At 63.8% G+C, this 24,294-nt stretch carries 24 protein-coding genes, 1 other RNA gene and 1 pseudogene; 15 read left to right on the top strand and 11 right to left on the bottom strand.

Features of this window, described 5'->3' with window-relative positions:
* Nucleotides 1-236 precede the first annotated feature (236 nt).
* Nucleotides 237-1,598: a GntT/GntP/DsdX family permease gene (locus J3489_RS14975; protein ID WP_206999238.1), complete on the top strand. Its 1,362-nt coding sequence runs from the start codon at nucleotides 237-239 to the stop codon at nucleotides 1,596-1,598.
* Nucleotides 1,599-1,623: 25 nt separating this feature from the next.
* Nucleotides 1,624-2,118, top strand: a complete 495-nt coding sequence (locus tag J3489_RS14970) for a gluconokinase (RefSeq protein ID WP_206999237.1) — start codon at nucleotides 1,624-1,626, stop codon at nucleotides 2,116-2,118.
* A gap of 110 nt (nucleotides 2,119-2,228) precedes the next feature.
* Here the strand turns inward: J3489_RS14970 and purB are convergent, their stop codons facing one another.
* The gene (gene purB, locus J3489_RS14965; protein WP_206999235.1) at nucleotides 2,229-3,617 is read right to left on the bottom strand and encodes an adenylosuccinate lyase; all 1,389 of its coding nucleotides are present in this window, start codon (nucleotides 3,615-3,617) and stop codon (nucleotides 2,229-2,231) included.
* A gap of 146 nt (nucleotides 3,618-3,763) precedes the next feature.
* Here purB and J3489_RS14960 point away from each other — a divergent pair, with 146 nt between their 5' ends.
* The 4 genes and pseudogenes from J3489_RS14960 to J3489_RS14945 all read left to right on the top strand — a co-directional run bounded on the left by J3489_RS14960 (nucleotide 3,764) and on the right by J3489_RS14945 (nucleotide 7,314).
* Complete coding sequence (locus tag J3489_RS14960) at nucleotides 3,764-4,720, top strand: LysR substrate-binding domain-containing protein (protein ID WP_206999234.1); 957 nt, start codon at nucleotides 3,764-3,766, stop codon at nucleotides 4,718-4,720.
* A 215-nt stretch (nucleotides 4,721-4,935) separates the two neighbouring features.
* Entirely contained in the window at nucleotides 4,936-6,240 is a 1,305-nt protein-coding gene (locus J3489_RS14955) for a Glu/Leu/Phe/Val family dehydrogenase (protein WP_206999233.1), read from the top strand.
* Nucleotides 6,241-6,460: 220 nt separating this feature from the next.
* Nucleotides 6,461-6,592: pseudogene (locus J3489_RS14950) on the top strand (amino acid ABC transporter permease); the annotation flags it as partial.
* A complete protein-coding gene (locus J3489_RS14945) occupies nucleotides 6,589-7,314 on the top strand; it encodes an amino acid ABC transporter ATP-binding protein (RefSeq protein ID WP_206999232.1) in 726 nt (241 codons plus the stop codon). The pseudogene J3489_RS14950 and the gene J3489_RS14945, both read left to right, overlap by 4 nt.
* Before the next feature lie 108 nt (nucleotides 7,315-7,422).
* On the opposite strand, the gene J3489_RS14940 is transcribed toward J3489_RS14945, so the two are convergent.
* Nucleotides 7,423-8,328 carry a class II glutamine amidotransferase gene (locus tag J3489_RS14940; RefSeq protein ID WP_206999231.1) on the bottom strand — a complete coding sequence of 302 codons (906 nt, stop codon included), beginning with the start codon at nucleotides 8,326-8,328 and terminating at the stop codon, nucleotides 7,423-7,425.
* Nucleotides 8,329-8,583: 255 nt separating this feature from the next.
* On the opposite strand from J3489_RS14940, the gene pyrC reads away from it, so the two are divergent.
* The 3 genes from pyrC to rnpB all read left to right on the top strand — a co-directional run bounded on the left by pyrC (nucleotide 8,584) and on the right by rnpB (nucleotide 11,092).
* Nucleotides 8,584-9,672 carry a dihydroorotase gene (pyrC, locus tag J3489_RS14935; RefSeq protein ID WP_242540028.1) on the top strand — a complete coding sequence of 363 codons (1,089 nt, stop codon included), beginning with the start codon at nucleotides 8,584-8,586 and terminating at the stop codon, nucleotides 9,670-9,672.
* A 79-nt stretch (nucleotides 9,673-9,751) separates the two neighbouring features.
* Complete coding sequence (locus tag J3489_RS14930) at nucleotides 9,752-10,609, top strand: DUF3025 domain-containing protein (RefSeq protein WP_206999425.1); 858 nt, start codon at nucleotides 9,752-9,754, stop codon at nucleotides 10,607-10,609.
* 68 nt (nucleotides 10,610-10,677) lie between these two features.
* An RNA gene (rnpB, locus tag J3489_RS14925) (RNase P RNA component class A) lies at nucleotides 10,678-11,092 on the top strand.
* Between the two features lie 62 nt (nucleotides 11,093-11,154).
* Here the strand turns inward: rnpB and J3489_RS14920 are convergent.
* On the bottom strand, nucleotides 11,155-11,577 hold the full coding sequence (locus tag J3489_RS14920; RefSeq protein WP_206999229.1) for an OsmC family protein: 423 nt from the start codon (nucleotides 11,575-11,577) through the stop codon (nucleotides 11,155-11,157).
* A gap of 636 nt (nucleotides 11,578-12,213) precedes the next feature.
* On the opposite strand from J3489_RS14920, the gene rplM reads away from it, so the two are divergent.
* From rplM to erpA, 3 genes are all read left to right on the top strand, one after another.
* Nucleotides 12,214-12,642, top strand: coding sequence for a 50S ribosomal protein L13 (gene rplM, locus J3489_RS14915; protein ID WP_075158980.1), 429 nt, complete (start codon nucleotides 12,214-12,216; stop codon nucleotides 12,640-12,642).
* A gap of 11 nt (nucleotides 12,643-12,653) precedes the next feature.
* Nucleotides 12,654-13,046 (top strand): 30S ribosomal protein S9, encoded by a 393-nt coding sequence (gene rpsI / locus J3489_RS14910; protein ID WP_206999227.1) that lies wholly within the window; start codon nucleotides 12,654-12,656, stop codon nucleotides 13,044-13,046.
* Nucleotides 13,047-13,249: 203 nt separating this feature from the next.
* Nucleotides 13,250-13,615: an iron-sulfur cluster insertion protein ErpA gene (erpA, locus tag J3489_RS14905; protein WP_206999225.1), complete on the top strand. Its 366-nt coding sequence runs from the start codon at nucleotides 13,250-13,252 to the stop codon at nucleotides 13,613-13,615.
* 84 nt (nucleotides 13,616-13,699) lie between these two features.
* On the opposite strand, the gene J3489_RS14900 is transcribed toward erpA, so the two are convergent.
* Nucleotides 13,700-14,860: an anhydro-N-acetylmuramic acid kinase gene (locus tag J3489_RS14900; protein WP_206999223.1), complete on the bottom strand. Its 1,161-nt coding sequence runs from the start codon at nucleotides 14,858-14,860 to the stop codon at nucleotides 13,700-13,702.
* Between the two features lie 192 nt (nucleotides 14,861-15,052).
* Between J3489_RS14900 and tyrS the strand changes: the two genes are divergently transcribed.
* The 3 genes from tyrS (at nucleotide 15,053) to J3489_RS14885 (ending at nucleotide 17,646) form a co-directional block, all read left to right on the top strand.
* The gene (tyrS, locus tag J3489_RS14895; RefSeq protein ID WP_206999221.1) at nucleotides 15,053-16,303 is read left to right on the top strand and encodes a tyrosine--tRNA ligase; all 1,251 of its coding nucleotides are present in this window, start codon (nucleotides 15,053-15,055) and stop codon (nucleotides 16,301-16,303) included.
* Nucleotides 16,304-16,373: 70 nt separating this feature from the next.
* Nucleotides 16,374-16,832 (top strand): D-aminoacyl-tRNA deacylase, encoded by a 459-nt coding sequence (dtd, locus tag J3489_RS14890; protein WP_206999219.1) that lies wholly within the window; start codon nucleotides 16,374-16,376, stop codon nucleotides 16,830-16,832.
* A 142-nt stretch (nucleotides 16,833-16,974) separates the two neighbouring features.
* Nucleotides 16,975-17,646, top strand: coding sequence for a histidine phosphatase family protein (locus J3489_RS14885; RefSeq protein WP_206999217.1), 672 nt, complete (start codon nucleotides 16,975-16,977; stop codon nucleotides 17,644-17,646).
* Nucleotides 17,647-17,705: 59 nt separating this feature from the next.
* Here J3489_RS14885 and J3489_RS14880 read toward each other — a convergent pair whose 3' ends face one another.
* From J3489_RS14880 to dusB, 7 genes are all read right to left on the bottom strand, one after another.
* Nucleotides 17,706-18,641 carry an oxygenase MpaB family protein gene (locus J3489_RS14880; RefSeq protein ID WP_206999216.1) on the bottom strand — a complete coding sequence of 312 codons (936 nt, stop codon included), beginning with the start codon at nucleotides 18,639-18,641 and terminating at the stop codon, nucleotides 17,706-17,708.
* 30 nt (nucleotides 18,642-18,671) lie between these two features.
* Nucleotides 18,672-19,736 carry a Holliday junction branch migration DNA helicase RuvB gene (gene ruvB, locus J3489_RS14875; protein WP_206999215.1) on the bottom strand — a complete coding sequence of 355 codons (1,065 nt, stop codon included), beginning with the start codon at nucleotides 19,734-19,736 and terminating at the stop codon, nucleotides 18,672-18,674.
* 185 nt (nucleotides 19,737-19,921) lie between these two features.
* A complete protein-coding gene (ruvA, locus tag J3489_RS14870) occupies nucleotides 19,922-20,503 on the bottom strand; it encodes a Holliday junction branch migration protein RuvA (protein ID WP_206999214.1) in 582 nt (193 codons plus the stop codon).
* 63 nt (nucleotides 20,504-20,566) lie between these two features.
* A complete protein-coding gene (gene ruvC, locus J3489_RS14865) occupies nucleotides 20,567-21,109 on the bottom strand; it encodes a crossover junction endodeoxyribonuclease RuvC (protein ID WP_206999213.1) in 543 nt (180 codons plus the stop codon).
* A 235-nt stretch (nucleotides 21,110-21,344) separates the two neighbouring features.
* Complete coding sequence (purH, locus tag J3489_RS14860; protein ID WP_206999212.1) at nucleotides 21,345-22,910, bottom strand: bifunctional phosphoribosylaminoimidazolecarboxamide formyltransferase/IMP cyclohydrolase; 1,566 nt, start codon at nucleotides 22,908-22,910, stop codon at nucleotides 21,345-21,347.
* A gap of 37 nt (nucleotides 22,911-22,947) precedes the next feature.
* Entirely contained in the window at nucleotides 22,948-23,181 is a 234-nt protein-coding gene (locus J3489_RS14855) for a Fis family transcriptional regulator (RefSeq protein WP_137333806.1), read from the bottom strand.
* Nucleotides 23,178-24,233 (bottom strand): tRNA dihydrouridine synthase DusB, encoded by a 1,056-nt coding sequence (dusB, locus tag J3489_RS14850; RefSeq protein WP_206999211.1) that lies wholly within the window; start codon nucleotides 24,231-24,233, stop codon nucleotides 23,178-23,180. The genes J3489_RS14855 and dusB overlap by 4 nt, the downstream gene beginning before the upstream one ends.
* Nucleotides 24,234-24,294: the final 61 nt, after the last annotated feature.

The following is a 24,294-nucleotide window of genomic DNA, read 5'->3' as shown; positions in this document are numbered from 1 at the left end:
AGCCGGGTTCTATCTCATAACCCTCGCCAAACACACTTTTTGCCCCGTTCGGTGAGGGTTTGTGCTTATGGAACCGGTTCTATCTCGAAAGAATAAACAAAAGTAAAATTCAGCGTCTTTGCGTACGCACTGCAGACGGCTTTGCCGAGTCGTCGGGAGGCGCGGCACGTTGTACGCTGGGGATCGATGCACCCGCCGTTTCGTGCCCTGGTCGAATAATCACAAGGAGGAGCTTCATGGGAGCTGTCCAAGGCAGCATGCTGCTGGTCTATACGGTGATCGCCATCGCGGCGCTGATTCTCTTGATCGCCCGCTACAAGGTCTACCCATTCCTGGTCCTGATCATCGTGTCGCTGCTGCTCGGTTTGGCGGTCGGCATGCCGATGGACAAGATCGTGAAGTCGTTCGAAGCCGGCACGGGCGGCACGCTCGGCCACATCGCGATCGTGGTCGGCCTGGGCACGATGCTCGGCAAGATGATGGCGGAGTCGGGTGGCGCGGAGCGCATCGCAACCACGCTGATTAGCTGGTTCGGCGAAAAGAACATCCACTGGGCGATGATGTTCGTCGCGATCATCGTCGGCCTGCCGGTGTTTTTCGAGGTCGGCTTCGTGCTCTTGATTCCGATCGCGTTCAACGTCGCGAAGCGCACCGGCAAGTCGCTGCTGCTGGTGGGCTTGCCGATGGTGGCGGGGCTCTCGGTCGTCCACGGGCTGATTCCGCCGCACCCGGCCGCGCTGCTGGCGGTGCAGGCGTACGGCGCCGATATCGGCAAGACGATCGCGTACGGGCTCATCGTCGGCGTGCCGACGGCGATCGTTGCCGGTCCGCTCTTTGCCTTGCTCGTACACCGGCAGGTGAAGCTGCCCGAGAACAATCCGCTTGCCGCGCAGTTCGTGGAAACGCACGCACAAGGGAGCCAGCGCGAGCTGCCGGGCTTCGGCGTCACGCTGTTCACGATTCTCTTGCCGGTGATTCTGATGCTGATCGGCAGTTGGGCCGATCTCGTCTTCACGCCCAAGACGCTGCCGAACAATCTGCTGCATTTCATCGGCAATTCCGACGTCGCGCTCTTGATCGCGGTGCTCGTCAGCTTCTGGACGTTCGGCACGCAACGCGGCTTCAATCGCGACCAGATCCAAAAGCTCTGCGGCGAATGTCTCGCGCCGATCGCGGGCATCACGCTCATCGTCGGTGCGGGCGGCGGCTTCGGCGGCGTGCTGCGCGACAGCGGCATCTCGACCCAGATCGTCGAGACGGCGAAGCACGCGCATCTGTCGCCGCTGCTGCTCGGCTGGCTCGTGGCCGCGCTGATCCGGCTTGCGACAGGCTCGGCCACCGTCGCGATGACGACCGCTTGCGGCGTGGTCGCACCGATCGCGTCCGCGAGCGGCATCGTCGTGAAGCCAGAGCTGCTCGTGCTTGCGACCGGCTCCGGCTCGCTGATCTTCTCGCACGTGAACGACGGCGGCTTCTGGCTGATCAAGGAGTACTTCGGGATGACGGTGGGGCAGACCTTCAAGACCTGGTCGCTTTGCGAAACCATCATCTCGCTGTTGGGTTTGGGTCTGACTTTCGCGCTCGCGACGGTGCTGTAACGCGTTTTAGCTTTAGGAGTGGGAGATGATTTTGATCGTGATGGGCGTGTCGGGCGCGGGCAAGACGCGGATTGGCGAGATGCTCGCGGAGCGCCTGTCGTGCAGCTTTACCGATGGCGACGCCTTCCACAGCGAAGCCAACAAGGAGAAGATGCACCGGGGCATTCCGTTGACCGATGACGACCGCTGGCCGTGGCTCAGGACGATCCGCGCCGCGATCGAGGAGAAGGAGCGCGCGGGGGCGACGGCGGTGTTGACGTGCTCGTCGCTCAAGCGCTCGTATCGCGACATCTTGCGCGGCGGCGATGACAATGTGCGCTTCGTCTACTTGAAGGGCACGTTCGATGTTCTCAAGGCGCGGCTCGGTGCGCGCAGCGGGCATTTCTTCGACGCGTCGTTGTTGCAAAGCCAGCTTGATACGCTCGAAGTGCCGGGGCCGGACGAGGCGATCGAGGTCAGTATCGAGCTGACGCCCGAGCAAATTGTCGAGAGCGTGCTGGTGCAAATCCAGCGGTGTTGAGCGATGGCGGATGACAACGGCCTGCGCGGTTGAGAATGACAAAAGGCGCTCTGAGGGGCGCCTTTTGTCTGTGAGCGGTCTGGCGCGTGCTGGACCAGCCTCTTAAGCCGTCAGCCGATCCGCTTCGCCAATTCCACGGCCTTGCCGACATACGAAGCGGGCGTCATCGCAAGCAGCCGTTCTTTCGCGTCGGCCGGAATCGCCAGGCCGCCGATGAACTGCTGCAGCGCCTCGCGCGTGATGCCCTTGCCGCGCGTCAGCTCTTTCAACTGCTCGTACGGATTCTCGATGCCGAAGCGGCGCATCACCGTCTGCACCGGCTCGGCCAGCACTTCCCAGCAGTTGTCGAGGTCTTCGTTCAGGCGTTGCGGATTCACTTCGAGCTTGTCGAGGCCGCGGTTCAGCGCGTCGTAGGCCAGCAACGAATAGCCGAACGCGACACCCATGTTGCGCAGCACGGTCGAATCGGTGAGGTCGCGCTGCCAGCGCGACACAGGAAGCTTGTCGGCCAGGTGACGCAGCGTTGCGTTCGCGAGGCCGAGGTTGCCTTCGGAGTTCTCGAAGTCGATCGGATTGACCTTGTGCGGCATCGTCGACGACCCGATTTCGCCGGCCTTCGTCTTTTGCTTGAAGTAGCCGAGCGAGACGTAGCCCCAGACGTCGCGGTCGAGATCGAGCAGGATCGTGTTCGCGCGCGCGATCGCGTCGAACAGCTCGGCCATGTAGTCGTGCGGCTCGATCTGGATCGTGTATGGATTGAACGTGAGCTTGAGGCGCGTCTCGACGACGTCGCGCGAGAACGCCTCCCAGTCGAACTCGGGATACGCCGACAAGTGCGCGTTGAAGTTGCCGACCGCGCCGTTCATCTTGCCGAGCAATTGCACTTGCGCGATACGGTCGATCGCGCGCGCGAGGCGCGCGGCGACGTTCGCGATTTCCTTGCCGAGCGTCGTCGGGCTGGCGGGCTGGCCGTGCGTGCGCGAGAGCATCGGCTGCCCGGCTTGCGCATGCGCGAGCGCGACGAGGCGCTGGTGCACCGAGCGCAGCGCCGGCAGGACCACGTGCTCGCGCGCGCCGGCGAGCATCAAGCCGTGCGACGTGTTGTTGATGTCTTCCGACGTGCAAGCGAAGTGGATGAATTCGCTCGCGCGCTCGAGTTCCGGCTGGCCCTTCACCGATTCCTTCAGCCAATATTCGACGGCTTTCACGTCATGGTTCGTGACGCGCTCGATTTCCTTGATGCGCGCGGCGTCGTGCGCGGTGAAGCGCTCGACGAGCTGCAGCAGGAACCGCTCGGACGCGTCCGAGAAGCGCGGCACTTCGGCAAAGCCGGCATGCGACAGCGCGATCAGCCAATGAACTTCGACCGTCACGCGATGGCGCATGAACGCGGCTTCGGAGAGCCAGTCGCGCAGTGCTTCGGTCTTGGCGGCGTAGCGGCCGTCGAGCGGCGACAGGGCGGTGAGGGCGAAGAGGGTGTCGGGGCGGGTGTCGGACATGATGAGGGCGGGACGGCTCGCTAGCCGGTTAGAACGGGGGAGAACCGCGAATTTTACCACTGGTGCGGGTCGCTTTCCCCCGCATCCGCGCCGGTAAAATGCCGGCTTCGCTGCCTTCGGCATCGCTCGCACTCGCAAAGGTCCGCATGGAACTGAAATGGCTCGAAGACTTCGTATCGCTCGCGGAGACGCGCAGCTTCAGCCGCTCCGCGGAGCTGCGGCATGTCACGCAGCCTGCGTTTTCGCGGCGCATCCAGGCGCTCGAGGCGTGGCTCGGCACCGAGCTCATCGATCGCTCGGTGTATCCGACGCGCCTCACACCGGCAGGACAGGTGTTCTACGAGCAGGCGCTCACGATGCTGTCGCAGTTCCGCGAAGCGCGCACCGTGCTGCGCGGACACACGGGCGCGCCGGCCGCGACGATCGAATTCGCGGTGCCGCATACGATCTCGCTCACGTATTTCCCGCGCTGGCTGCAGCGCATCGAAGCGCAGATGGGGCAAGTGCACGTGCGCCTGCGTGCCCTGAACGTGCACGACGCGGTGCTGTCGCTCGTCGAAGGTGGCTGCGACCTGGTGATGGGCTATCACCATCCGAGCCACCCGGTCGCGCTCGACCCGGCACGCTATGACATGCTGACGCTCGGCACCGAGCCGATCAGCCCGTTCTCGGCGCCGTCGCGCCCGGGGCGCGCGCGCTACACGCTGCCCGGCACGCCGGACGCGCCGGTGCCGTACCTCTCGTACACCCCGAACGCCTACCTCGGCCGCATGACGGAATTGATCATCGCCAATGCGCCGGCGCGGCTCTATCTCGATCGCGTCTACGAGACCGACATGGCCGAAGGGCTGAAGGCGATGGCGCTCGCCGGTCACGGCGTCGCGTTCCTGCCGCACAGCGCCGTCGAAGACGCGGTGGCGGGCGGCACGCTGATCCGCCTCGATCGGGCGGCTCGCGGCGCGGGCGCGAATCCGTTCACGCTGACGATGGAGATCCGCCTGTACCGCGACAAGCTCGCGGCCAACGGCGACGACCCGCGGCAAGCGCTCGTGCGCCGGCTGTGGGACGTCGTGACGCAGGAACTGGCTCAGCAATCCGCGTAGACTTCCGGCCCGCTCGATCCCGAACCGCGCGCCGCTCCGGACGTGCGGCTCGCGAGCCGAACCCGCACCATTGCCGTTTGGCGCGGGCGCGTACCACGCCCAACGCCCCAAAACGGCGTTATGCACGATATGCATAATGGGATAATGAATCGGCATTGGATTTCGGAAATGGCCTTCCCGACAATTGCAGTCACCTGTTGACCGTCGGAGATTTCATGTCCTCGCAATTGCAGTCCTCGCCCGCTGCGCAATCCATTCCCTCGTATCTGCACAGCGACGATCTCGGCCCCTGGGGCAACTACCTGCAACAAGTCGATCGCGTCGCGCCTTACCTCGGCTCGCTGTCGCGCTGGCTTGAAACGCTGAAGCGTCCGAAGCGCATTCTCATCGTCGACGTGCCGATTGAACTCGACAACGGCACGGTCGCGCACTTCGAGGGCTACCGCGTGCAGCACAACGTGTCGCGCGGCCCGGGCAAGGGCGGCGTGCGCTACCACCAGGACGTGACGCTCTCAGAAGTGATGGCGCTCTCCGCCTGGATGTCGGTCAAGAACGCTGCAGTGAACGTGCCGTACGGCGGCGCGAAGGGCGGTATCCGCGTCGATCCGCGCAAGCTGTCGCGCGGCGAGCTCGAGCGCGTGACGCGCCGCTACACGAGCGAAATCGGCATCATCATCGGACCGAACACCGACATCCCCGCGCCGGACGTGAACACGAACGAGCAGATCATGGCGTGGATGATGGACACCTACTCGATGAACCAAGGCCAGACGGCCACGGGCGTCGTGACCGGCAAGCCGATCTCGCTCGGTGGCTCGCTCGGCCGCAAGGAAGCGACCGGCCGCGGCGTGTTCACCGTCGGTACGGAAGCGGCGCGCCGCGTCGGCGTCGAGATCGAAGGCGCACGCGTCGCGGTGCAGGGCTTCGGCAACGTGGGCGGCATCGCAGCACGCCTGTTCCAGGAGGCGGGGGCGAAAGTCATCGCCGTGCAGGACCACACCGGTTCGCTCTGCAAGTCGTCGGGCATCGACACCGCGGCGCTGCTCGAGCACGTCGCCAAGACGGGGGGCGTGGGCGGCTTCGCAGGCGCTGAGCCGCTCGCGAACGACGAGTTCTGGACCATCGAGACCGACATCCTGATTCCGGCCGCGCTCGAAAACCAGATCACCGAAAAGAATGCATCGAAGATCAAGACGAAGATCATCGTGGAAGGCGCGAACGGCCCGACCACGACGGCCGCCGACGACATCCTGCGCGACAAGGGCGTGCTCGTGATCCCCGACGTGGTCGCGAACGCCGGCGGCGTGACGGTGTCGTACTTCGAATGGGTTCAGGACTTCTCGAGCTTCTTCTGGACCGAAGACGAGATCAACCATCGTCTCGAACGCGTGATGCGCGAAGCGTTTGCCGCGGTGTGGCAAGTGGCGAGCGAGAACAACGTGTCCGTGCGGACGGCGGCGTTCATCGTCGCGTGCAAGCGGATTCTGATGGCGCGCGAAATGCGCGGCCTGTACCCCTGATCCCCTGCTGATCGAAAGATCAGATCCTACCGGCGCGGTCCACAAGACCGCGCTAGCATCTGAGAGACGGGCGGCATCGATAAGATGCCGCCCGTTTGCGTTTGTGGAACGGGCGCGTTCTCGACGAAGCCGCCTTGCTTTCGATTTGCCATTTCACTTCTTTCACAATAGTTGTGCTGCACTTACGCGATTCCACTTACTCCGGCCCCATGCAGAGCCCACGGCAACGAATATTGGCGACCGGGACGGCTCGATCGTCGAAATGATACTGTTCGCCGGTGCGTGTTATTTCGTGAGTTGCATGATCGCATCGGGCCTCGTCAAAGGTCTTCAGAAAAAGGTCGCAAGATGATTTCCATTAAGAACGTGTCGAAGTGGTACGGTCACTTTCAGGTGCTGTCCGACTGCACGACGGCGGTGAGAAAAGGTGAGGTGGTCGTGGTGTGCGGGCCGTCGGGCTCCGGCAAGTCGACGCTCATCAAGACCGTGAACGGCCTCGAGCCGTTCCAGCAGGGCGAAATTTTGATCGACGGCCAGTCGGTCGGCGACAAGAAGACGAATCTGTCGAAGCTGCGCTCGAAGGTCGGCATGGTGTTTCAGCACTTCGAGCTGTTTCCGCATCTGTCGATCGTCGAGAACCTGACGCTCGCGCAGATCAAGGTGCTCGGCCGCTCGAAGGACGAAGCCACCGAGAAGGGGTTCAAGCTGCTTGATCGAGTCGGGCTCAAGGCGCATGCGGAGAAGTTCCCGGGGCAGCTCTCGGGCGGCCAGCAGCAGCGGGTGGCGATTGCGCGCGCGCTGTCGATGGACCCGATCGCGATGCTGTTCGACGAACCGACCTCGGCGCTCGACCCCGAGATGATCAACGAAGTGCTCGACGTGATGGTCGAACTCGCGCAGGAAGGCATGACCATGATGTGCGTGACGCACGAGATGGGCTTTGCGAAGAAGGTCGCCCATCGCGTGATCTTCATGGACAAGGGGATCATCGTCGAAGACGATCGCAAGGAGGATTTCTTCGCGAATCCGAAGTCGGACCGGGCGAAGGATTTTCTGGCGAAGATCCTGCATTGAGCGTGGCGCGCCGTCCGTTGGGGCGGCGACCCGATGGCCGACTGCCCTGTATGGGACACCGAGGCGGCCTTTTTGCATGAGGCGTTCTGCTAGCGCGTCGATGCGCCGTCACGACTCGCACGCAGCGGTATCGTCCGATTCGATATCGAGTTCCGCTGTCGCCGGCAGCATCGACGCCGATGCTGTTTCGTCGCACTCCGGATTGCGCGCTTTATCGAGTACGAACTGCGGCACCGGGATATGGGTCCGCGCGACCACGTCGCCATGCTGGAACATCAGCAGATCGCCAGGCACGAAGGCGCTCCAGATTTCGTTATCCGTCAGCGGCTGTGTGGCGATCACGGCGACGCGATCTTCCGGTGTCGTATATTTCGCGAAATCGATCGACATGTCCGCGTCGATCAGATGCGCGGTCGAGAACGGCCAGCTTCGCACGAGGTAGTGCAAATGCGTCGAGCAGTGTGCAAAGAGCGCCTGTCCGTTCGACATCAGGAAGTTGAACACGCCGAAGTTCGTAACTTCGCGCGTAAGGGTGCCGAGCGCGTCGAACAACTCGTCAAGCGGCGGCTGCGAGCCGGGAAACGCCGTGCGCAAGCCTTGCATCAAGGCACAGAACGCGAGTTCGCTGTCGGTCGTGCCGACCGGCTGATAGACGCCGTTCATCGCCGGGCCATAGTCTTTCAAGTCGCCGTTGTGCGCGAAGATCCAATGGCGCCCCCACAACTCGCGCATGAACGGATGGCAGTTTTCGAGCTGGATGTGCCCTTGCGTCGCCTTGCGGATGTGCGCGATCGTGTTCTTCGACTTGATCGGATAGCGCTTGACCATCTCGGCGATCGGCGACGTGGCCGACGATTGATGATCGATGAAGAGACGGCAGGCTTTGTCTTCGAAGAACGCGATGCCCCAGCCGTCGGCATGGTGATCGGTGACGCCGCCACGCGCCGCAAAGCCGGTGAAAGAGAACGTGACGTCCGTCGGCGCGGCGCAGTTCATTCCGAGAAGTTGGCACATGGTGCAGATAAAGCGGAGCGTGTGTGGCGGCCGGACCAGCGGGCGAACCAGCGGGTGAACCCGCCGCTGAGTCGCTAGGCGAACCCGTTACAATATGTTTTTTGAAGCATATCACCGAGCCCCAAGCGGCAAAAAGCGAAATTCCGGGTGTCGCGGCGCGCACGTTGCAGTTTTTCCACGTCGCGAGCCGGGTTATTCGCCGAAGCTTTGCTGCGCATGGGGCGCTGCGCTTGCCACTCTCGTTACACCCTCGCCATGACCGCTTCCATTCCTTCTTCCATCGCCGCGTCGGCTGGCGCGGCTCAAGACACGCTCACCTTCGCCCGTCCCGACGACTGGCACCTGCACGTGCGCGACGGCGCGATGCTCGCCGCGGTGCTGCCGCATACCGCACGCCAGTTCGGCCGCGCGATCATCATGCCGAACCTGAAGCCGCCCGTGACGACGACGGCGCAGGCGCAGGCGTACCGCGGGCGCATCCTGGCCGCGCTGCCGGCAGGCACGAAGTTCGAGCCGCTGATGACGCTCTATCTCACCGACAACACCCCGCCCGACGAGATTCGCCGCGCGCGCGAAAGCGGCTTCGTGCACGGAGTGAAGCTCTACCCGGCGGGCGCGACCACGAATTCGGACGCCGGCGTGACGAACCTCCTGAAATGCGCGAAGACGCTCGAGGCGATGCAGGAAGCCGGCATGCCGCTCTTGATCCACGGCGAGGTGACGGACCCGTCTATTGATTTGTTCGATCGCGAGAAGGTCTTCATCGATCGCGTGATGACGCCGCTGCGCCGCGACTTCCCGGCGCTCAAAGTCGTGTTCGAGCACATCACGACGAAGGACGCCGCCGACTACGTACGTGATGCGGGCGTCGCGCCGGGGCTGCTGGGGGCGACGATCACCGCGCACCACCTGCTTTTCAACCGAAACGCGATCTTCCAGGGCGGCATTCGCCCGCATTACTACTGCCTGCCGGTGCTGAAGCGCGAGACGCATCGCGTGGCGCTCGTCGAGGCGGCGACGTCGGCCAATCCGCGCTTCTTCCTCGGCACCGACAGCGCGCCGCATCCGAAGGGTCTCAAAGAGCACGCGTGCGGCTGTGCGGGGTGCTACACCGCGCTGCACGCGCTCGAACTTTACGCGCAGGCGTTCGACGAGGCGGGCGCACTCGACAAACTCGAAGGCTTCGCGAGCTTCTTCGGCGCGGACTTTTACGGGCTGCCGCGCAGCGAGGAGCGTGTGACGCTGCGGCGCGAGACGTGGACGCTGCCCGCCGAGATCGAAGCCGGCGGCGCACCGGTGGTGCCGTTGCGCGGCGGCGAGGAAATCGGCTGGCGGCTGGTTTGAGCGTTTCGGCAGGAAGCTGACGGTGGCGGTGCACACATCAAGCCTCGACGCGGCGAGCGCGTCTCTTTCAGGCGACGGCATGTCGCCGGACGAAGTCCGAGCGCCTTCGAGCGCTCGCATTTCCGCAGCCGACGCATCGGCCTTCGAACACATCGATTGGTCCAAGCCGTGGTTTGCGCCGCTCGCCGAGCGCGGCGCGCGCTGGCAGCGAGCGGCGCTCGAGAGCGAAGCCGCCTATCTCGCCGAACTCAATCGCGACGCCCGCGCAAGCGGTCAAACGACGGGCCGCGGCAAATCGCTTGCGTTCATCGAGCAGGACGACCTCCCGCCCGGCGCCGCGTACGAGGCGCATATCGGCGCCACCGGCTGCGTGCCGACGCGGCACAACCTGCACGACTTTTTCAACGCGCTGATGTGGTTCGCGTTTCCGCGCATCAAGGCGGCGCTGAATGCGCGGCAGTCGGAGGCCATCGATCAGCTCGGCGTCGGACCGACCCGCGGCGGCGTGCGCGATACCCTTACCTTGTTCGACGAAAATGCGCTGCTGTTCGCGACGGCCGATCCGGCGCTCGCCGCCGCATTGCGCAACTTCGACTGGCAGACCTTGCTGGTGGCAAATCGCGCAGCCTGGGGCGAGCGTTGCGAGGTTCGCTCGTTCGGCCACGCGCTCCTGGAAAAGCTGATCGCGCCGTACAAGGCGTGCACCGGACACGCCTGGATCGTCGAGGTGTCAGGCGAGTACTTCTCGCGGCCCGATGCGCAGCAACGGGCGCTGCTCGACGAGACCGTCAGCGCATTCATAGCGCGCGAACCGCTTGCGAGCCGAATGTTCGCGCCGCTGCCTGTGCTCGGTATTCCCGGCTGGTGGCCCGCGAACGACGATCCCGCGTTCTACGACGATAAGCAGGTGTTCCGCTTAGGGCGTCGCGCGCGCTGAAGGGCGGCAACGGCGCCGGTCTATGGCCCATGGGTGCTCAAATCCCGCATGATAGAATCACCGCTTGCAAAGCGGGCCAGGCAGTCGCGGCTTTTCCGGCTTTAAGCCGGGGAGGGCGAGGAAAGTCCGGACTCCATAGGGCAGGGTGATGGCTAACGGCCATCCGTGGCGACACGCGGAACAGGGCAACAGAAAGCAAACCGCCGATGGCCCGGCTCAGCCGGGATCAGGTAAGGGTGAAACGGTGCGGTAAGAGCGCACCGCGGCTGCGGCGACGCAGTCCGGCACGGTAACCTCCACCCGGAGCAATTCCAAGTAGGCAGGCGTGCATCCTCGCGATGCAGGACGGGGCCCCCGTCTCGTCTGCGGGTAGGAAGCTTGAGCGCGTCAGCAATGGCGCGCCTAGAGGAATGGCTGCCACGCGCGCGGCGCTCTCGGAGCGCTGGGCGTGCACAGAATCCGGCTTATCGGCTCGCTTTGCCGCGCAATCAAAAAAGCCGGCGTCTTGATCGACGCCGGCTTTTTTTTGTTGCGCTTGGCTGGATTCAGTCCGCGACGATATCGAACGAATGCGTGAGCTCGGCCGTCTTCGCCATCATGATCGACGCCGAGCAGTACTTGTCGTGCGAAAGATTGATCGCGCGCTCGACAGTCGACGGGTTCAGGTTCTTGCCGGTGACCGTGAAGTGGAAGTGGATCTTCGTAAAGACCTTCGGGTCTTCGCTCGCGCGCTCCGCTTTGAGTGTCACCGAGCAACCGGAGATTTCCTGGCGGCTCTTCTTGAGGATCATCACGACGTCGTAAGCGGTGCAGCCGCCGGTGCCGAGCAGGACCATTTCCATCGGACGCGGCGCGAGATTGCGGCCGCCGCCCTCGGGCGCGCCGTCCATCACGACCAGGTGGCCGCTGCCGGTTTCGGCAGCGAACGACATGCCGTCCTGTCCCATCCAGCTCACTTTGCATTCCATGCTTGCACTCCAGCAAATCGGTAATTCGAGACGGGCATTGTAGCCCGCTGACATGAGCTACGCCGGACGCGATCGAAGGCGAGAGCCGTAGTCTTGACGGAGCGGGCCGATGTCGTTTTGCGTCTTCTCGGGATTCTTTAGGGATTCCCCGCTCCCATTAGGGGTTTTACTCTAGTTTTTGCGGCATCCTGCGTGCGCCTGATTTGCCTACATCGTTGATCTTTAATCATATTTTGCCTATTTGAGGTTGCGTTTTTAATTTCACAATATGAAGTCATATTTCGCAATATAAATCCTCTTGCGTCGTGCAAGGGGCGTTCGTATAATGCGACGCATTGGTTGTCGTTGTTCGGCAACCTTCGCATGTCTCCTCCACCCTCCTCCTTAGGTGGATTAAGCCCGAACCGAGCGTTCGGGCTTTTTTTCGTCTGTTCAATACGGTCGGATCTACCGATGCGCGGGTCGTCCGGCGCGTTGCGGGGAGTTTTTGACTTGCGCGCGGAATTCCCTTTATAATTCAGGGCTTTTCCGCATCAATGCCCGCGGAAGAAGAACAGGGAGAGCCTGCACCGACGCCTCGATGCGCCAACTCAAGCAGGAAAAAACACAGGGCACAGCAATTTTATTGGATCGATCATGAAGACATTTTCCGCAAAAGCCCATGAGGTGACGCGCGAATGGTACGTGATTGACGCGACGGATAAGGTTCTCGGCCGTGTCGCCAGCGAAGTGGCACGCCGTCTTCGCGGCAAGCATAAGCCTGAGTTCACCCCGCACGTCGACACCGGTGATTTCATCATCGTCATCAACGCCGGCAAGCTGAAGGTCACGGGCAACAAGACCACCGACAAGAAGTACTACCGTCACTCGGGCTACCCGGGCGGCATCTATGAAACGACGTTCGGCAAGATGCAGGAACGCTTCCCGGGCCGTGCGCTCGAGAAAGCGGTCAAAGGCATGCTGCCGAAGGGCCCGCTCGGCTACGCGATGATCAAGAAGCTGAAGGTCTACGCCGAAGCCACGCACCCGCATTCGGCACAACAGCCGAAAGCGCTCGAGATCTAAGGGGAGCCCACATGATCGGTAATTGGAACTACGGTACGGGCCGTCGCAAGAGCGCAGTCGCTCGTGTCTTCATCAAGGCAGGCAAGGGCGACATCGTCGTCAACGGCAAGCCCATCGCCGACTACTTCTCGCGCGAAACGTCGCTGATGATCGTGCGCCAGCCGCTGGAACTCACGAACCACGCCACGACGTTCGACATCAAGGTCAACGTGACGGGCGGTGGCGAAACGGGCCAGGCAGGTGCAGTTCGCCACGGCATCACCCGCGCGCTGATGGACTACGACGCGACGCTCAAGCCGGCACTGTCGAACGCCGGCTTCGTGACGCGCGATGCACGTGAAGTCGAACGTAAGAAGGTCGGCTTCCACAAGGCACGCCGCAGGAAGCAGTTCTCGAAGCGTTAATCGCTTTGGCGTTGCGCCCGCTTTACGGCGCAACCGCTGTACGAAAAGCCGCCACGCGCATATGCGCTGGCGGCTTTTTCGTTTCTTGCCACTCGTGGCTCAACGCGCGGTCTACTGCGAAGAACCTATTGATTTCATGGACTTCGGCACGATATCGAGATCAGCCCTACAATAGCGTCTAGAAGCTTTTTTGGAGAGTTCGAATGAACGCTGTCACCGACACCCCCGTGACCGAGATGCCGAGTCCCTTCGTCTTCACCGACGCAGCGGCCGAAAAGGTCAAGCAACTGATCGACGAGGAAGGCAATCCCGACCTGAAACTGCGCGTGTTCGTGCAGGGTGGCGGCTGCTCCGGCTTTCAGTATGGCTTCACGTTCGACGAGGCCATCAACGAAGACGACACCGTGATGAACAAGGGCGGCGTCCAGTTGCTGATCGATTCGATGAGCTACCAGTATCTGGTTGGCGCTGAGATCGACTACAAGGATGACATCAACGGCGCGCAGTTCGTCATCAAGAATCCGAACGCGACGACCACTTGCGGTTGCGGTTCGTCGTTCTCGGTCTGATAGGCCGGGACGTCTGTTTGCCGGCTTTTGCCGGAAATCGATGCAAGAAAACGGGGCTTCAAGCCCCGTTTCTCGTTGGTACCTTCAGCGCGGATAGATCGCGCCCAGCACGCGGTCGCCCGACGCGCCCGTGACCGCCGGTAGATTGCCAGGCGCGCGGTCCACGCAGCGCATCGCCAGCCACGCGAACGCCAGCGCTTCCACATGATGCGGCGGCACGCCGAGCGCATCGGTCGTCTTCACCGGCACGCCGCAGACGCCGCTTTGCGCAAGCGACGTCTCGAGCGCCTTCATCAGCTCGGGATTGCGCGCGCCGCCTCCACAAACGTAGACCGCTCGGCAGTCCGATGCGTGACGTTCGATTTCGCGTGCAACGGTCGTCGCCGTGAGTGCTGCGAGTGTGGCCTGCACATTGGCAGGGCTCACGGTGGAAAATCCGCTGAGTTTGGCGTCGAGCCACAGCGCGTTGAACAGGTCGCGGCCGGTGCTTTTCGGCGGTGCGGCTTCAAAGAAAGGTTCGTCCAGAAGCGCGTTCAAGAGCGGCTGATTCACGTGGCCGCTTGCCGCAAGCCGCCCGCCTTCGTCGAAGGGCGTGCCCAAATGCCGGTGCGCCCATTCGTCGAGCAGCACGTTGGCCGGGCCGCAATCGAAGCCGCGCACGTTGACTGCGCTGCCCTGGCCGCTGCCGGCGGGAAGGATCGTGATGTTGCTGATACCGCCGAGATTGCAGACGACCCGCGTCTCATCCGCCGCGCCGAAGACCGTCGCATGGAACGCGGGCACGAGCGGCGCGCCCTGGCCGCCCGCGGCGACATCGCGGCTGCGGAAATCGGCGATGACGTCGATATGGGTCATCTCCGCGAGCAGCGCCGGGTTGTTGATCTGGCGCGTGTAGCCTTTTTCCGGCCGATGCCGCACGGTCTGTCCGTGTGCGCCGATCGCCCGCACCTGCGACGGCGACAGATTCGCCGCACGCTGCAATTCATGGCAGCAGACCGCATAACGCGCGGCGAGCGCCGTTGCGGCCAGCGCCTCGCGTTCGATTTCGTTCTCGCCCGGCTGCTGGAGGCCGAAGAGCGCTTCGCGCAGCCCTTCGGCGAAACCGACGAACGCTTCCGCCAGCACAACGGGAGGCTTGCCTGCTGCGAATTGGACCGCGACGCCGTCCACGCCATCCATGCTGGTGCCGGACATCAGCCCGAAATACACGCCGTCCGCCGGGTTCTTGACCGTGCTGTGCGCCACGTTTGGCTCCTGTCTGTCGTTGTCGGCGAGGGCGGGGGCAGACGGCTCGTAGCCGTCCGTTGCCGCTGGTCGCCGTTGGCTTGCGTCAGATTATCCTTGTTAGCGCGGCAATCGTTAAGCGCGAACAAAGGGGCCAGCCGCGAGATATGGGACAATCTTACTTTTTGCAACGTCCCGATTACCCGTTCAAAGATGAGCACCGAGTCCACCTCCGCCATGCCCGCCTCGCCATTCCCGATCACCGACGAGGTCCGTCACGCACTGGCCGTCACCAAGCGCGGCGTCGATGAGCTGCTGATCGAAGAGGAGTTTGCGCAGAAGCTCGCGAAGAGCGCGGCGACCGGCACGCCGTTGCGCATCAAGCTCGGGCTCGATCCGACGGCGCCCGACATCCATATCGGCCACACCGTCGTGCTGAACAAGATGCGCCAACTGCAGGACCTAGGGCACACGGTGATCTTCCTGATCGGCGATTTCACGTCGCTGATCGGCGATCCGTCGGGCCGCAACGCGACGCGTCCGCCGCTCACGCGCGAGCAGATCGAATCGAATGCGAAGACGTATTTCGAGCAGGCCGCACTCGTGCTCGACCGTGAGAAGACCGAGATCCGCTACAACAGCGAATGGTCGATGCCGCTCGGCGCCGATGGCATGATCAAGCTTGCGTCGCGCTACACGGTGGCGCGGATTCTCGAGCGCGAAGACTTCACGAAGCGTTTCCAAGGCGGCGTGCCGATCTCGATTCACGAATTCCTCTACCCGCTGATGCAGGGCTACGACTCGGTCGCGCTCAATGCCGACCTCGAGCTCGGCGGCACCGACCAGAAATTCAACCTGCTCGTTGGCCGCGAACTCCAGAAGCAGTATGGGCAGGAACAGCAGTGCATCTTGACGATGCCGCTGCTCGAAGGGCTCGACGGCGTCGAGAAGATGTCGAAGTCGAAGAACAACTACGTCGGCATCAGCGAGAGGCCCACCGACATGTTCGGCAAGCTGATGAGCATCTCGGATGTGCTGATGTGGCGCTACTTCGAGCTGCTGTCGTTCCGTCCGCTCGACGAGATCGCGCAATTCAAGCGCGAAATCGAAGAAGGGCGCAACCCGCGTGACTTCAAGGTGCTGCTCGCGCAGGAGATCGTCGCGCGTTTCCATTCGCAGGCCGATGCCGAGCGCGCGCTCGAAGACTTCAACCACCGCGCGAAGGGCGGCGTGCCGGACGACATTCCGTCGGTGACGCTCGCGGGCGCGCCGGTCGCGATCGGGCAGCTGCTCAAGCAAGCGGGTCTCGTGCCTTCGACGAGCGAAGCGCTGCGCAACATCGAGCAGGGCGGCGTGAAGATCGACGGCGCGATCGTCTCCGACAAGGGGTTGAAGCTCGAAGCCGGCGAGTACGTCGTGCAGGTCGGCAAGCGCCGCTTTGCGCGCGTGACGGTGTCGGCGTGAGGATGGTCGCGGCGATCTGGTTGGCGGCGCCGCTTTCCGCGCCGTTGTGTCCTCGCGGCGGGTGCTGCGCATGATCGCGCTGATTCAGCGCGTGAAGTGCGCTGAAGTGCGCGTCGGTGAGCGCGTGACGGGCGCGATCGACGCTGGCCTGCTCGCGCTCGTCTGCGCCGAGCGCGGCGACACCGATGCGAGCGCCGACAAGCTCCTCGCTAAAGTCCTCGGCTATCGCGTCTTCAGCGACGCAGCGGGCAAGATGAACTTGCCCGTCACGAACATCGACGGCGAGGGCCGCGCCGGCGGCCTGCTGCTCGTATCGCAGTTCACGCTCGCCGCTGACACCAACAGCGGCTTGCGGCCCAGCTTTACGCCCGCCGCTCCGCCCGACGAGGGCAAGCGCTTGTTCGACTATTTCGTCGCGGCAGCGAGGGCGAAACATCCAGTCGTCGAGACTGGCGAATTCGGCGCGGAGATGCAGGTTTCGCTCGTCAATGACGGCCCTGTTACGTTCTGGTTGCAGACGCGCGGCTAGGGTCTGTTACTAGCGGTGCGAACGGGGGACGTCGGGCTTAGATCCTGCGATGGCGCTGCAGGCCCTGCCGGCGCGATCCTCTAACTCGTCTGGGGATCGTTTTTGCGACAATGACGGTTCTGCTCTTCGCCCCTGGCACCCCATGCCCACCCAAGTCCTTTTCATCCGACACGGCGAGACCGACTGGAATCGCATCAGGCGTATCCAAGGCCATATCGACATTCCGCTTGCGCAGAGCGGCGTCGCGCAAGCCCAGCAGCTTGCCGCACGTCTGGCGCGCGAGGCGCAGTCGGGCGCCAGGCTCGATGCAATCTATTCGAGCGATCTGCAGCGCGCGCAGCAAACCGCGCAACCTGCTGCGTCCGCGCTTGGCCTGCCGCTGCGATTGAAGCCCGGCCTGCGCGAGCGTGCGTACGGCGTCTTTCAAGGTCACGACAGCACAGAGATCGAGGCGCGCTTCCCCGACGAATACGCGGTCTGGCAGACGCGCGATCCGGGCTTCGCTCCGGAGGGCGGCGAATCGTCCCGCGCGTTCTACCATCGCGTGGTGCACGCGGTGGAGTCGATCGTCACCGAAAATCCGGAAGGACGTATTGCGTGCGTTGCGCACGGTGGCGTGCTCGACTGCGTGTATCGCTTCGCCAACGGCCTTCTGCTCGACGCGCCGCGCAACTACGCGTTGCTCAACACGAGCATCAACACAGTGGAATTCAACGGCGGCCGCGCGCGGGTGCTGGCTTGGGCTGATATCGACCACCTCGCCGGCAATAGCGATGACGACGGGTACGTCAAGGATCCGGCGTTGTTCCGCTGATCGACCGTTGCTGCTCTTCAGGCTGCCGGTCGCGCGTCCCGCTGGCGCAGGCTCGATTGTCAAGACTGGCGAGCTGCCACGCGCCGCCGTGCGCGTTTCGAGACGCCGTTCACGAGCGCCCAGCGAATCACCGGGGCAATGATGTGCACACCAGGCCGCACCAGTACACGGCGCGCGCCGGCAAAGCGCTCGAAGCCGAGCATTTGCTGCGCCCAGTCCGGCAGAAGGTCGACGCCGGCGTTCAGCATCAGCGTGCCGGCGGGCCGCATTCGCGAGCCGGGCGGTGGCGCGTTCATCAGAATCTTCACGATTTCATGGGTGCGCGGCCCGGCTTCGAGTTCGGGCCGCATCGACATCAGGTACGCGTCGATTTCGGCCTTTGAGCTCGGCACGTGCGTCGCGCCGAGCATCCGCGCGATGCGGGCGGTTTCCGCATAGTACTGATCCTGCGCCGCGACCGGCAGCGACGGACTCACGTAGCGCAGATGGGCGGTGAGAAAACTCGACACTTCGGCGACATGCACCCAGGTCAACAGCTCCGGGTCGCTTGCCCGGTACGGCCTGCCGTCCGGCGCGGTGCCGCTGATGCCGAGATGGATCTGCTTGACTCGCTCGATCAGCGCCAGCGCATCGCTGCGGCTGCCGTAGGTGGTGCCGGCGATGAACGTTGCGGTGCGGCGCAGACGCCCGAGGATATCGGTGCGAAACGACGAATGATCCCAGACGCCCGCGAGCGCCAGCGGATGCAGCGCCTGCAGCATCAACGCGCTGATGCCGCCGACCATCATCGACGTGAAATCGGCATGGACTTTCCAGCAGACGGCGTCTGGCCCGAAGAGGCCAGGGTCTCCAGGCGGAGAGGAATAGTCGAGCTTCGGGCCGCTGCCGGTGGTCAGGTGCGTGACGCTTTGCGCGAGTTTCGAACGCAGCCGCTGGAGGACCCGATGGCCGGGACTCGCGCGCTCTTCGTGGGGGCTGCTTGCGTGATCGGACATCGTTGAGCGTCTCCGTGCGCGGACGGCCGATCAGGTGTTGCCCGCGCCCCAGAGATCGCGTACCGGGCTCGACGAATCCGGAGCCGCGAGGCCGAAGTGCCGGTAGGTCAGGAGTGTCGCCACACGGCCGCGCGGCGTGCGTTGCAGGAAGCCTTGTTGAATCAGGTACGGCTCCAGCACGTCTTCGATCGTGTCGCGCTCTTCGCCGATGGCCGCAGCCAGGTTGTCGACGCCGACGGGGCCGCCGTCAAACTTGTGGACGATGGCCTCGAGCAGTTTGCGGTCCATCAGGTCGAAGCCGACCGGGTCGACATCGAGCATCGCGAGCGCGGCGTCGGCGACTTGCGCGGTGATGTTGCCGTCCGCCTTGACCTCCGCGTAGTCGCGCACCCGGCGCAGCAGGCGATTCGCGATCCGCGGCGTGCCGCGCGAGCGCTTTGCGATTTCGAGCGCGCCGTCGGGATGGATCTGTGCGCCCAGGAGCGTTGCCGAGCGGCGCACGATGCGCGATAACTGCTCGGCATCGTAGAACTCGAGACGCGCGACGATGCCGAAACGGTCGCGCAGCGGATTGGTCAGCATGCCGGCGCGCGTCGTTGCGCCGACCAGCGTGAACGGCTGCAGGTCGAGCTTGACGCTGCGCGCCGCCGGCCCTTCGCCGATCATGATGTCGATCTGATAATCCTCGAGCGCCGGATACAGAATTTCCTCGACGACCGGCGACAGCCGGTGGATCTCATCGATGAAGAGGACGTCGTTCGCTTCGAGGTTCGTCAGCAGCGCCGCGAGGTCGCCGGCGCGCTCCAGCACCGGCCCTGACGTTTGCCGCAAATTCACACCCATTTCACGCGCGATGATGTGCGCGAGCGTGGTCTTGCCGAGCCCTGGCGGGCCGAACAGCAGCACGTGGTCGAGCGCTTCGGAACGGCGTTTGGCCGCCTCGATGAAGATCGCCAGTTGACCGCGCACTTTTTCCTGGCCGACGTACTCGTCGAGCTGACGGGGGCGCAACGCGCGCTCGAACGCCTCTTCGTGCGACGACGCGGGCGTGGCGGCAATGATGCGTTCGGCGGCGAGTTTGTCGGTTTCGATCATGCAGGCATTGTACCGCGCAGGGCGCCCTGACAAAGCTGGCCGACTGGCCTAAGGCGATTGGCGTGAATACGCCCTAGGCCGAATGGCCGAATCGCGCCGCAGGTCGCCGCGTGCGAAAGTCGGTTCGTTGGTGCGGTTGCCGCGCAGTGCGGCTCAGGCGAGGGCCGCCGCGCGTTCGATGCGCGTCAAGCCTTCGACAGGGCCTTCAGCGACAGCTTGATGCCCTCGGAGACCCCCGTGCCTGCCGGCACGTTCTTGATAGCGGCCAGCGCCTCTTTTTCGGAGTAACCCAATGCGAGCAATGCGTTCAGGATATCGGTCGCATGGCCGGATGCCGACGCGGCAGCGGCCATCGTGCCGAGGTCGGCGCCCAATTTGCCCTTCAGCTCGAGGAGCAGCCGTTCCGCCGTTTTCTTGCCGATGCCGGGCACGCGCGTCAAGCGAGCCGCATCCTGCAGCGTGACCGCCTGGGACAGCTCATGCACGCTCATGCCCGACAGCACTGCAAGCGCCATCCGTGCGCCGATGCCGGTGATTTTCAACAGCTCGCGGAACGTCGAGCGTTCTTGCGCGGTGCCGAACCCGTACAGAAGGTGGGCGTCCTCGCGCACGATCAACTGCGTGAGCAGCACCACTTTTTCGCCGGTCGAGGGCAGGTTGTAGAACGTGCTCATCGGCACGTCGACTTCGTAGCCCACGCCGCTGCAATCGACGAGCAGATGAGGCGGATTTTTTTCCAGCAGGACGCCGGCGATGCGACCGATCATGGCGGATTCAATCGTGAAGGAAGCGGTGAAAGAAAGCGCGAGTGTAGCGCAACGCTCACGCACTCAGCCGATAAGCCGCCCGCGCCGCACCCGCAACCCTTTTTTCGCGAGCGCGGGCGCAATGCCGCCCAGCGTGCTGAGCGTATCGCCGCCGTGCGCGTGACAGATCGCCATGCCGAGGGCGTCGGCTGCGTCGGTGCTGGGCACGCCGGAGAGGTTCAACAGGCGTACGACCATCTGCTGCACCTGCTCCTTCGTCGCGCGGCCATAGCCGACCACCGCCTGCTTCAACTGCAGCGCCGTGTATTCGGCCACCGGCACGCCGCCCGCGACAAGCCCGCAAATCGCCGCGCCCCGCGCCTGGCCGAGCAGGAGTGTCGACTGCGGATTGACGTTGACGAATACTTTTTCGATGGCCGACTGATCGGGCCGGTGCTCGCGGATCAGCGTCGAGATTCCCTCGAAGATCGTGCCCAAGCGCTCGGGCAGCGAGGCATCGGCGGTCTTGATCACGCCGCTCGTCACGTACGTGAGCTGGTGGCCGGTCTGCTCGATCACGCCGAAACCGGTCACACGCAAGCCGGGGTCGATGCCGAGAATTCTCATGGGAAACGGGGGAAAAGAGTGCTTGCGATACTACAACGAATAGGGCGATCGGCGATCGGCGACGGGCGACGGGCGACGAACGCGAGCGTCCTGCAAAAGAAAGCCGTGCGATATGTCGCACCAACAGCGGTGCATGAGACCCGAGTAACCGCTAAAGCGCCAACTCGGGTCGACAAAAAACCCGGCTGCCGCAAAGCCGCCGGGTTTCTCGGCAGACGCCGCAAGCGCGCCGGACTCAGTGACGGAAGTGCCGCACGCCCGTCACCACCATCGCGATGTTGTGCTCGTCGGCGGCGGCGATCACTTCGTCGTCGCGCATCGAGCCGCCCGGCTGGATCACACAGGTCGCGCCTGCTGCCACCACGACGTCGAGGCCGTCGCGGAACGGGAAGAACGCATCTGACGCCACCGCCGAGCTGTTCAGCGAGAGGCCCGCGTTTTGCGCCTTGATGCTTGCAATGCGCGCCGAATCGACGCGGCTCATCTGGCCTGCGCCGACGCCGAGCGTCATGCCCTTGCCGCAGAACACGATCGCGTTCGACTTCACGAACTTCGCGATGCGCCATGCAAACAGCAGATCGTCCATTTCCTGGGGCGTCGGATGACGCTTTGTGACGACGCGCAGCTCGTGCGGCTGCACGTTCTTCGCATCGAGCGACTGCACAAGCAGACCGCCGCCGACGCGCTTCAAATCGAACGTGTTGTGGCCTGCGCCCAGCGCGATTTCGAGCAGGCGCACGTTCTGCTTCGCGGCGAACACCTGCTTCGCAGCATCGGAGAACGACGGTGCGATCAGCACCTCGACGAACTGCTTCGCGACGGCCTGAGCCGTGACCTCGTCGACTTCGCAATTGAACGCGATGATGCCGCCGAATGCAGAGGTCGGATCCGTCTGGAACGCCTTCGCATACGCTTCGCTCGCGTTCGCGCCGATCGCCACGCCGCACGGGTTCGCGTGCTTGATGATCACGCAAGCCGGCGCGTCGAAGGTCTTCACGCATTCCCAGGCCGCGTCGGAGTCGGCGATGTTGTTGTACGACAGCTCCTTGCCCTGCAACTGGCGATAGTTCGCGAGCGCTCCGGCCGGCACGGCGATGTCGCGGTAGAACGCCGCGCTCTGATGCGGGTTCTCGCCGTAGCGCAGATCCTGCACTTTCTCGAATGCGAAGTTGAACGTGGCCGGATACGTGTTGCGCTGCGCGTGCTGCAGCTCTTCGGTCAGGCTGGTCAGGTAGTTCGTGATCGCGCCGTCGTATTGCGCGGTGTGCGCGAAAACCTTCGTCGCCAGACGGAAGTTCGTCTCGTAGCTGACCTTGTTGCCGTGCGCGCGCATTTCGTCGAGCACCGTCGCGTAGTCGGCCGGGTCGACCACCACCGTCACGTCGCGATGGTTCTTCGCGGCGGAGCGCAGCATCGTCGGGCCGCCGATGTCGATGTTTTCGATCGCGTCCTCGAGCGTGCACTCGTCCTTCGACACCGTCGCGACGAACGGATAGAGGTTCACGACGAGCAGGTCGATCGTCGGGATGTTGTGCTTTTTGAGCGCCGCCATGTGCTCGGGCAGGTCGCGGCGCGCGAGGATGCCGCCGTGCACCTTCGGATGCAGCGTCTTCACGCGCCCGTCCAGCATCTCCGGAAAGCCGGTGTAGTCGGCGACTTCGGTGACGGAAAGCCCCGCGTCCGCGAGCAGTTTCGCGGTGCCGCCGGTCGACAGGATCTTGACGCCGAGCTCCGACAGCGATTTGGCGAATTCGACGATGCCGGACTTGTCGGAAACGGAGATGAGCGCTTGCTTGATCATGATGAAAAGGCCGAGGAGGGACGGGGGCTTCGCGAATTTACAACAGGCCGTGCTGCTGCAGCTTTTTGCGCAACGTGTTGCGGTTGATGCCGAGATATTCGGCGGCGAGCGATTGGTTGCCGCCCGCTTGCTCGAGCACCACCTCGAGCATCGGTTTTTCGACGCACGACATCACCATTTCATAGACGTCGTGCGGATTCGAGCCGTCGAGATCCTGGAAGTACATGCCCAGGCTGTCGCGGACGCATTGTTCGATGTTGTGCTTGCTCATGCTGCTAATCGGTCGGTTTTGTCCGGCTCGCCGGTTTCGTCGTCGACGTAGACGAGACGATCGGAGAGCGTTTTCTGCTCGTCGAAGAACGCATTGACGGCGAGCAGTTGTTCGCGTGTCGTATCGAGCGTGTTCATCCGGTGACGGAATGCATTGGCGCCCGAAAGGCCGCGAGTGTACCAGCCGATGTGCTTGCGCGCAGTACGCACGCCGGTAAATTCGCCATAGAACGCGTAGTGGTCTTCCAGATGCTCGTTCATGACCTGCTGGATTTCGTCGATGCGCGGAGGCGGCAGCAACTCGCCGTTTTGCAGGAAATGCTCGATTTCACGGAACAGCCACGGCCGTCCCTGCGCCGCGCGGCCGATCATGATCGCGTCGGCGCCGGTGGCCGCCAGCACGGCCTTGGCTTTTTGCGGCGACGTAATGTCGCCGTTCGCGACGACCGGTATGCGCACCGCGGCCTTCACCGCGGCGATCGTCTCGTACTCGGCTTCGCCGTGATAGAGATCGGCGCGGGTGCGGCCGTGCACGGTCAGCATCGAAATGCCGGCGTTTTCGGCAAGCCGCGCCACCTTGACGGCGTTCTTGTTCTCGCGGTTCCAGCCGGTGCGGATCTTCAGCGTGACGGGGACGGCGTCCGGCCCGATGCCGACCGCCGCGACGACGGCCTCGACGATCCGCACGACGAGCGGCTCGTTTTGCAAAAGCGCCGAGCCGGCCGCGACGTTGCAGACCTTCTTGGCTGGGCAGCCCATGTTGATGTCGATGATCTGCGCGCCGTTTGCCACGTTGTAGCGCGCGGCTTCGGCCATCATCGCCGGGTCGGCCCCCGCGATCTGGACCGCGATCGGCTCGACTTCGCCTGCGTGGTTCGCGCGGCGCATCGTCTTCTCGCTCTTCCAGAGCTGCGCGTTCGACGCGACCATCTCGGACACCGCGTAGCCCGCGCCAAGCCGCTTGCATAGCTGGCGGAACGGCCGGTCCGTCACACCGGCCATCGGGGCGACGAACAGGTTGTTGCGCAGATTGTGGGAACCGAGCGTAGGCATGGCTGGACGGGCGGGCGCGCCTGAGGGCGGTTAAGCGAGGTGCTACGGGAAACGCATATTT

This window comes from Trinickia mobilis, from assembly GCF_017315705.1.
Classification (GTDB): domain Bacteria; phylum Pseudomonadota; class Gammaproteobacteria; order Burkholderiales; family Burkholderiaceae; genus Trinickia_A; species Trinickia_A mobilis.
Note: the sequence above shows the minus strand (reverse complement) of the source record. Positions and strands in the feature narration are given on the sequence as shown.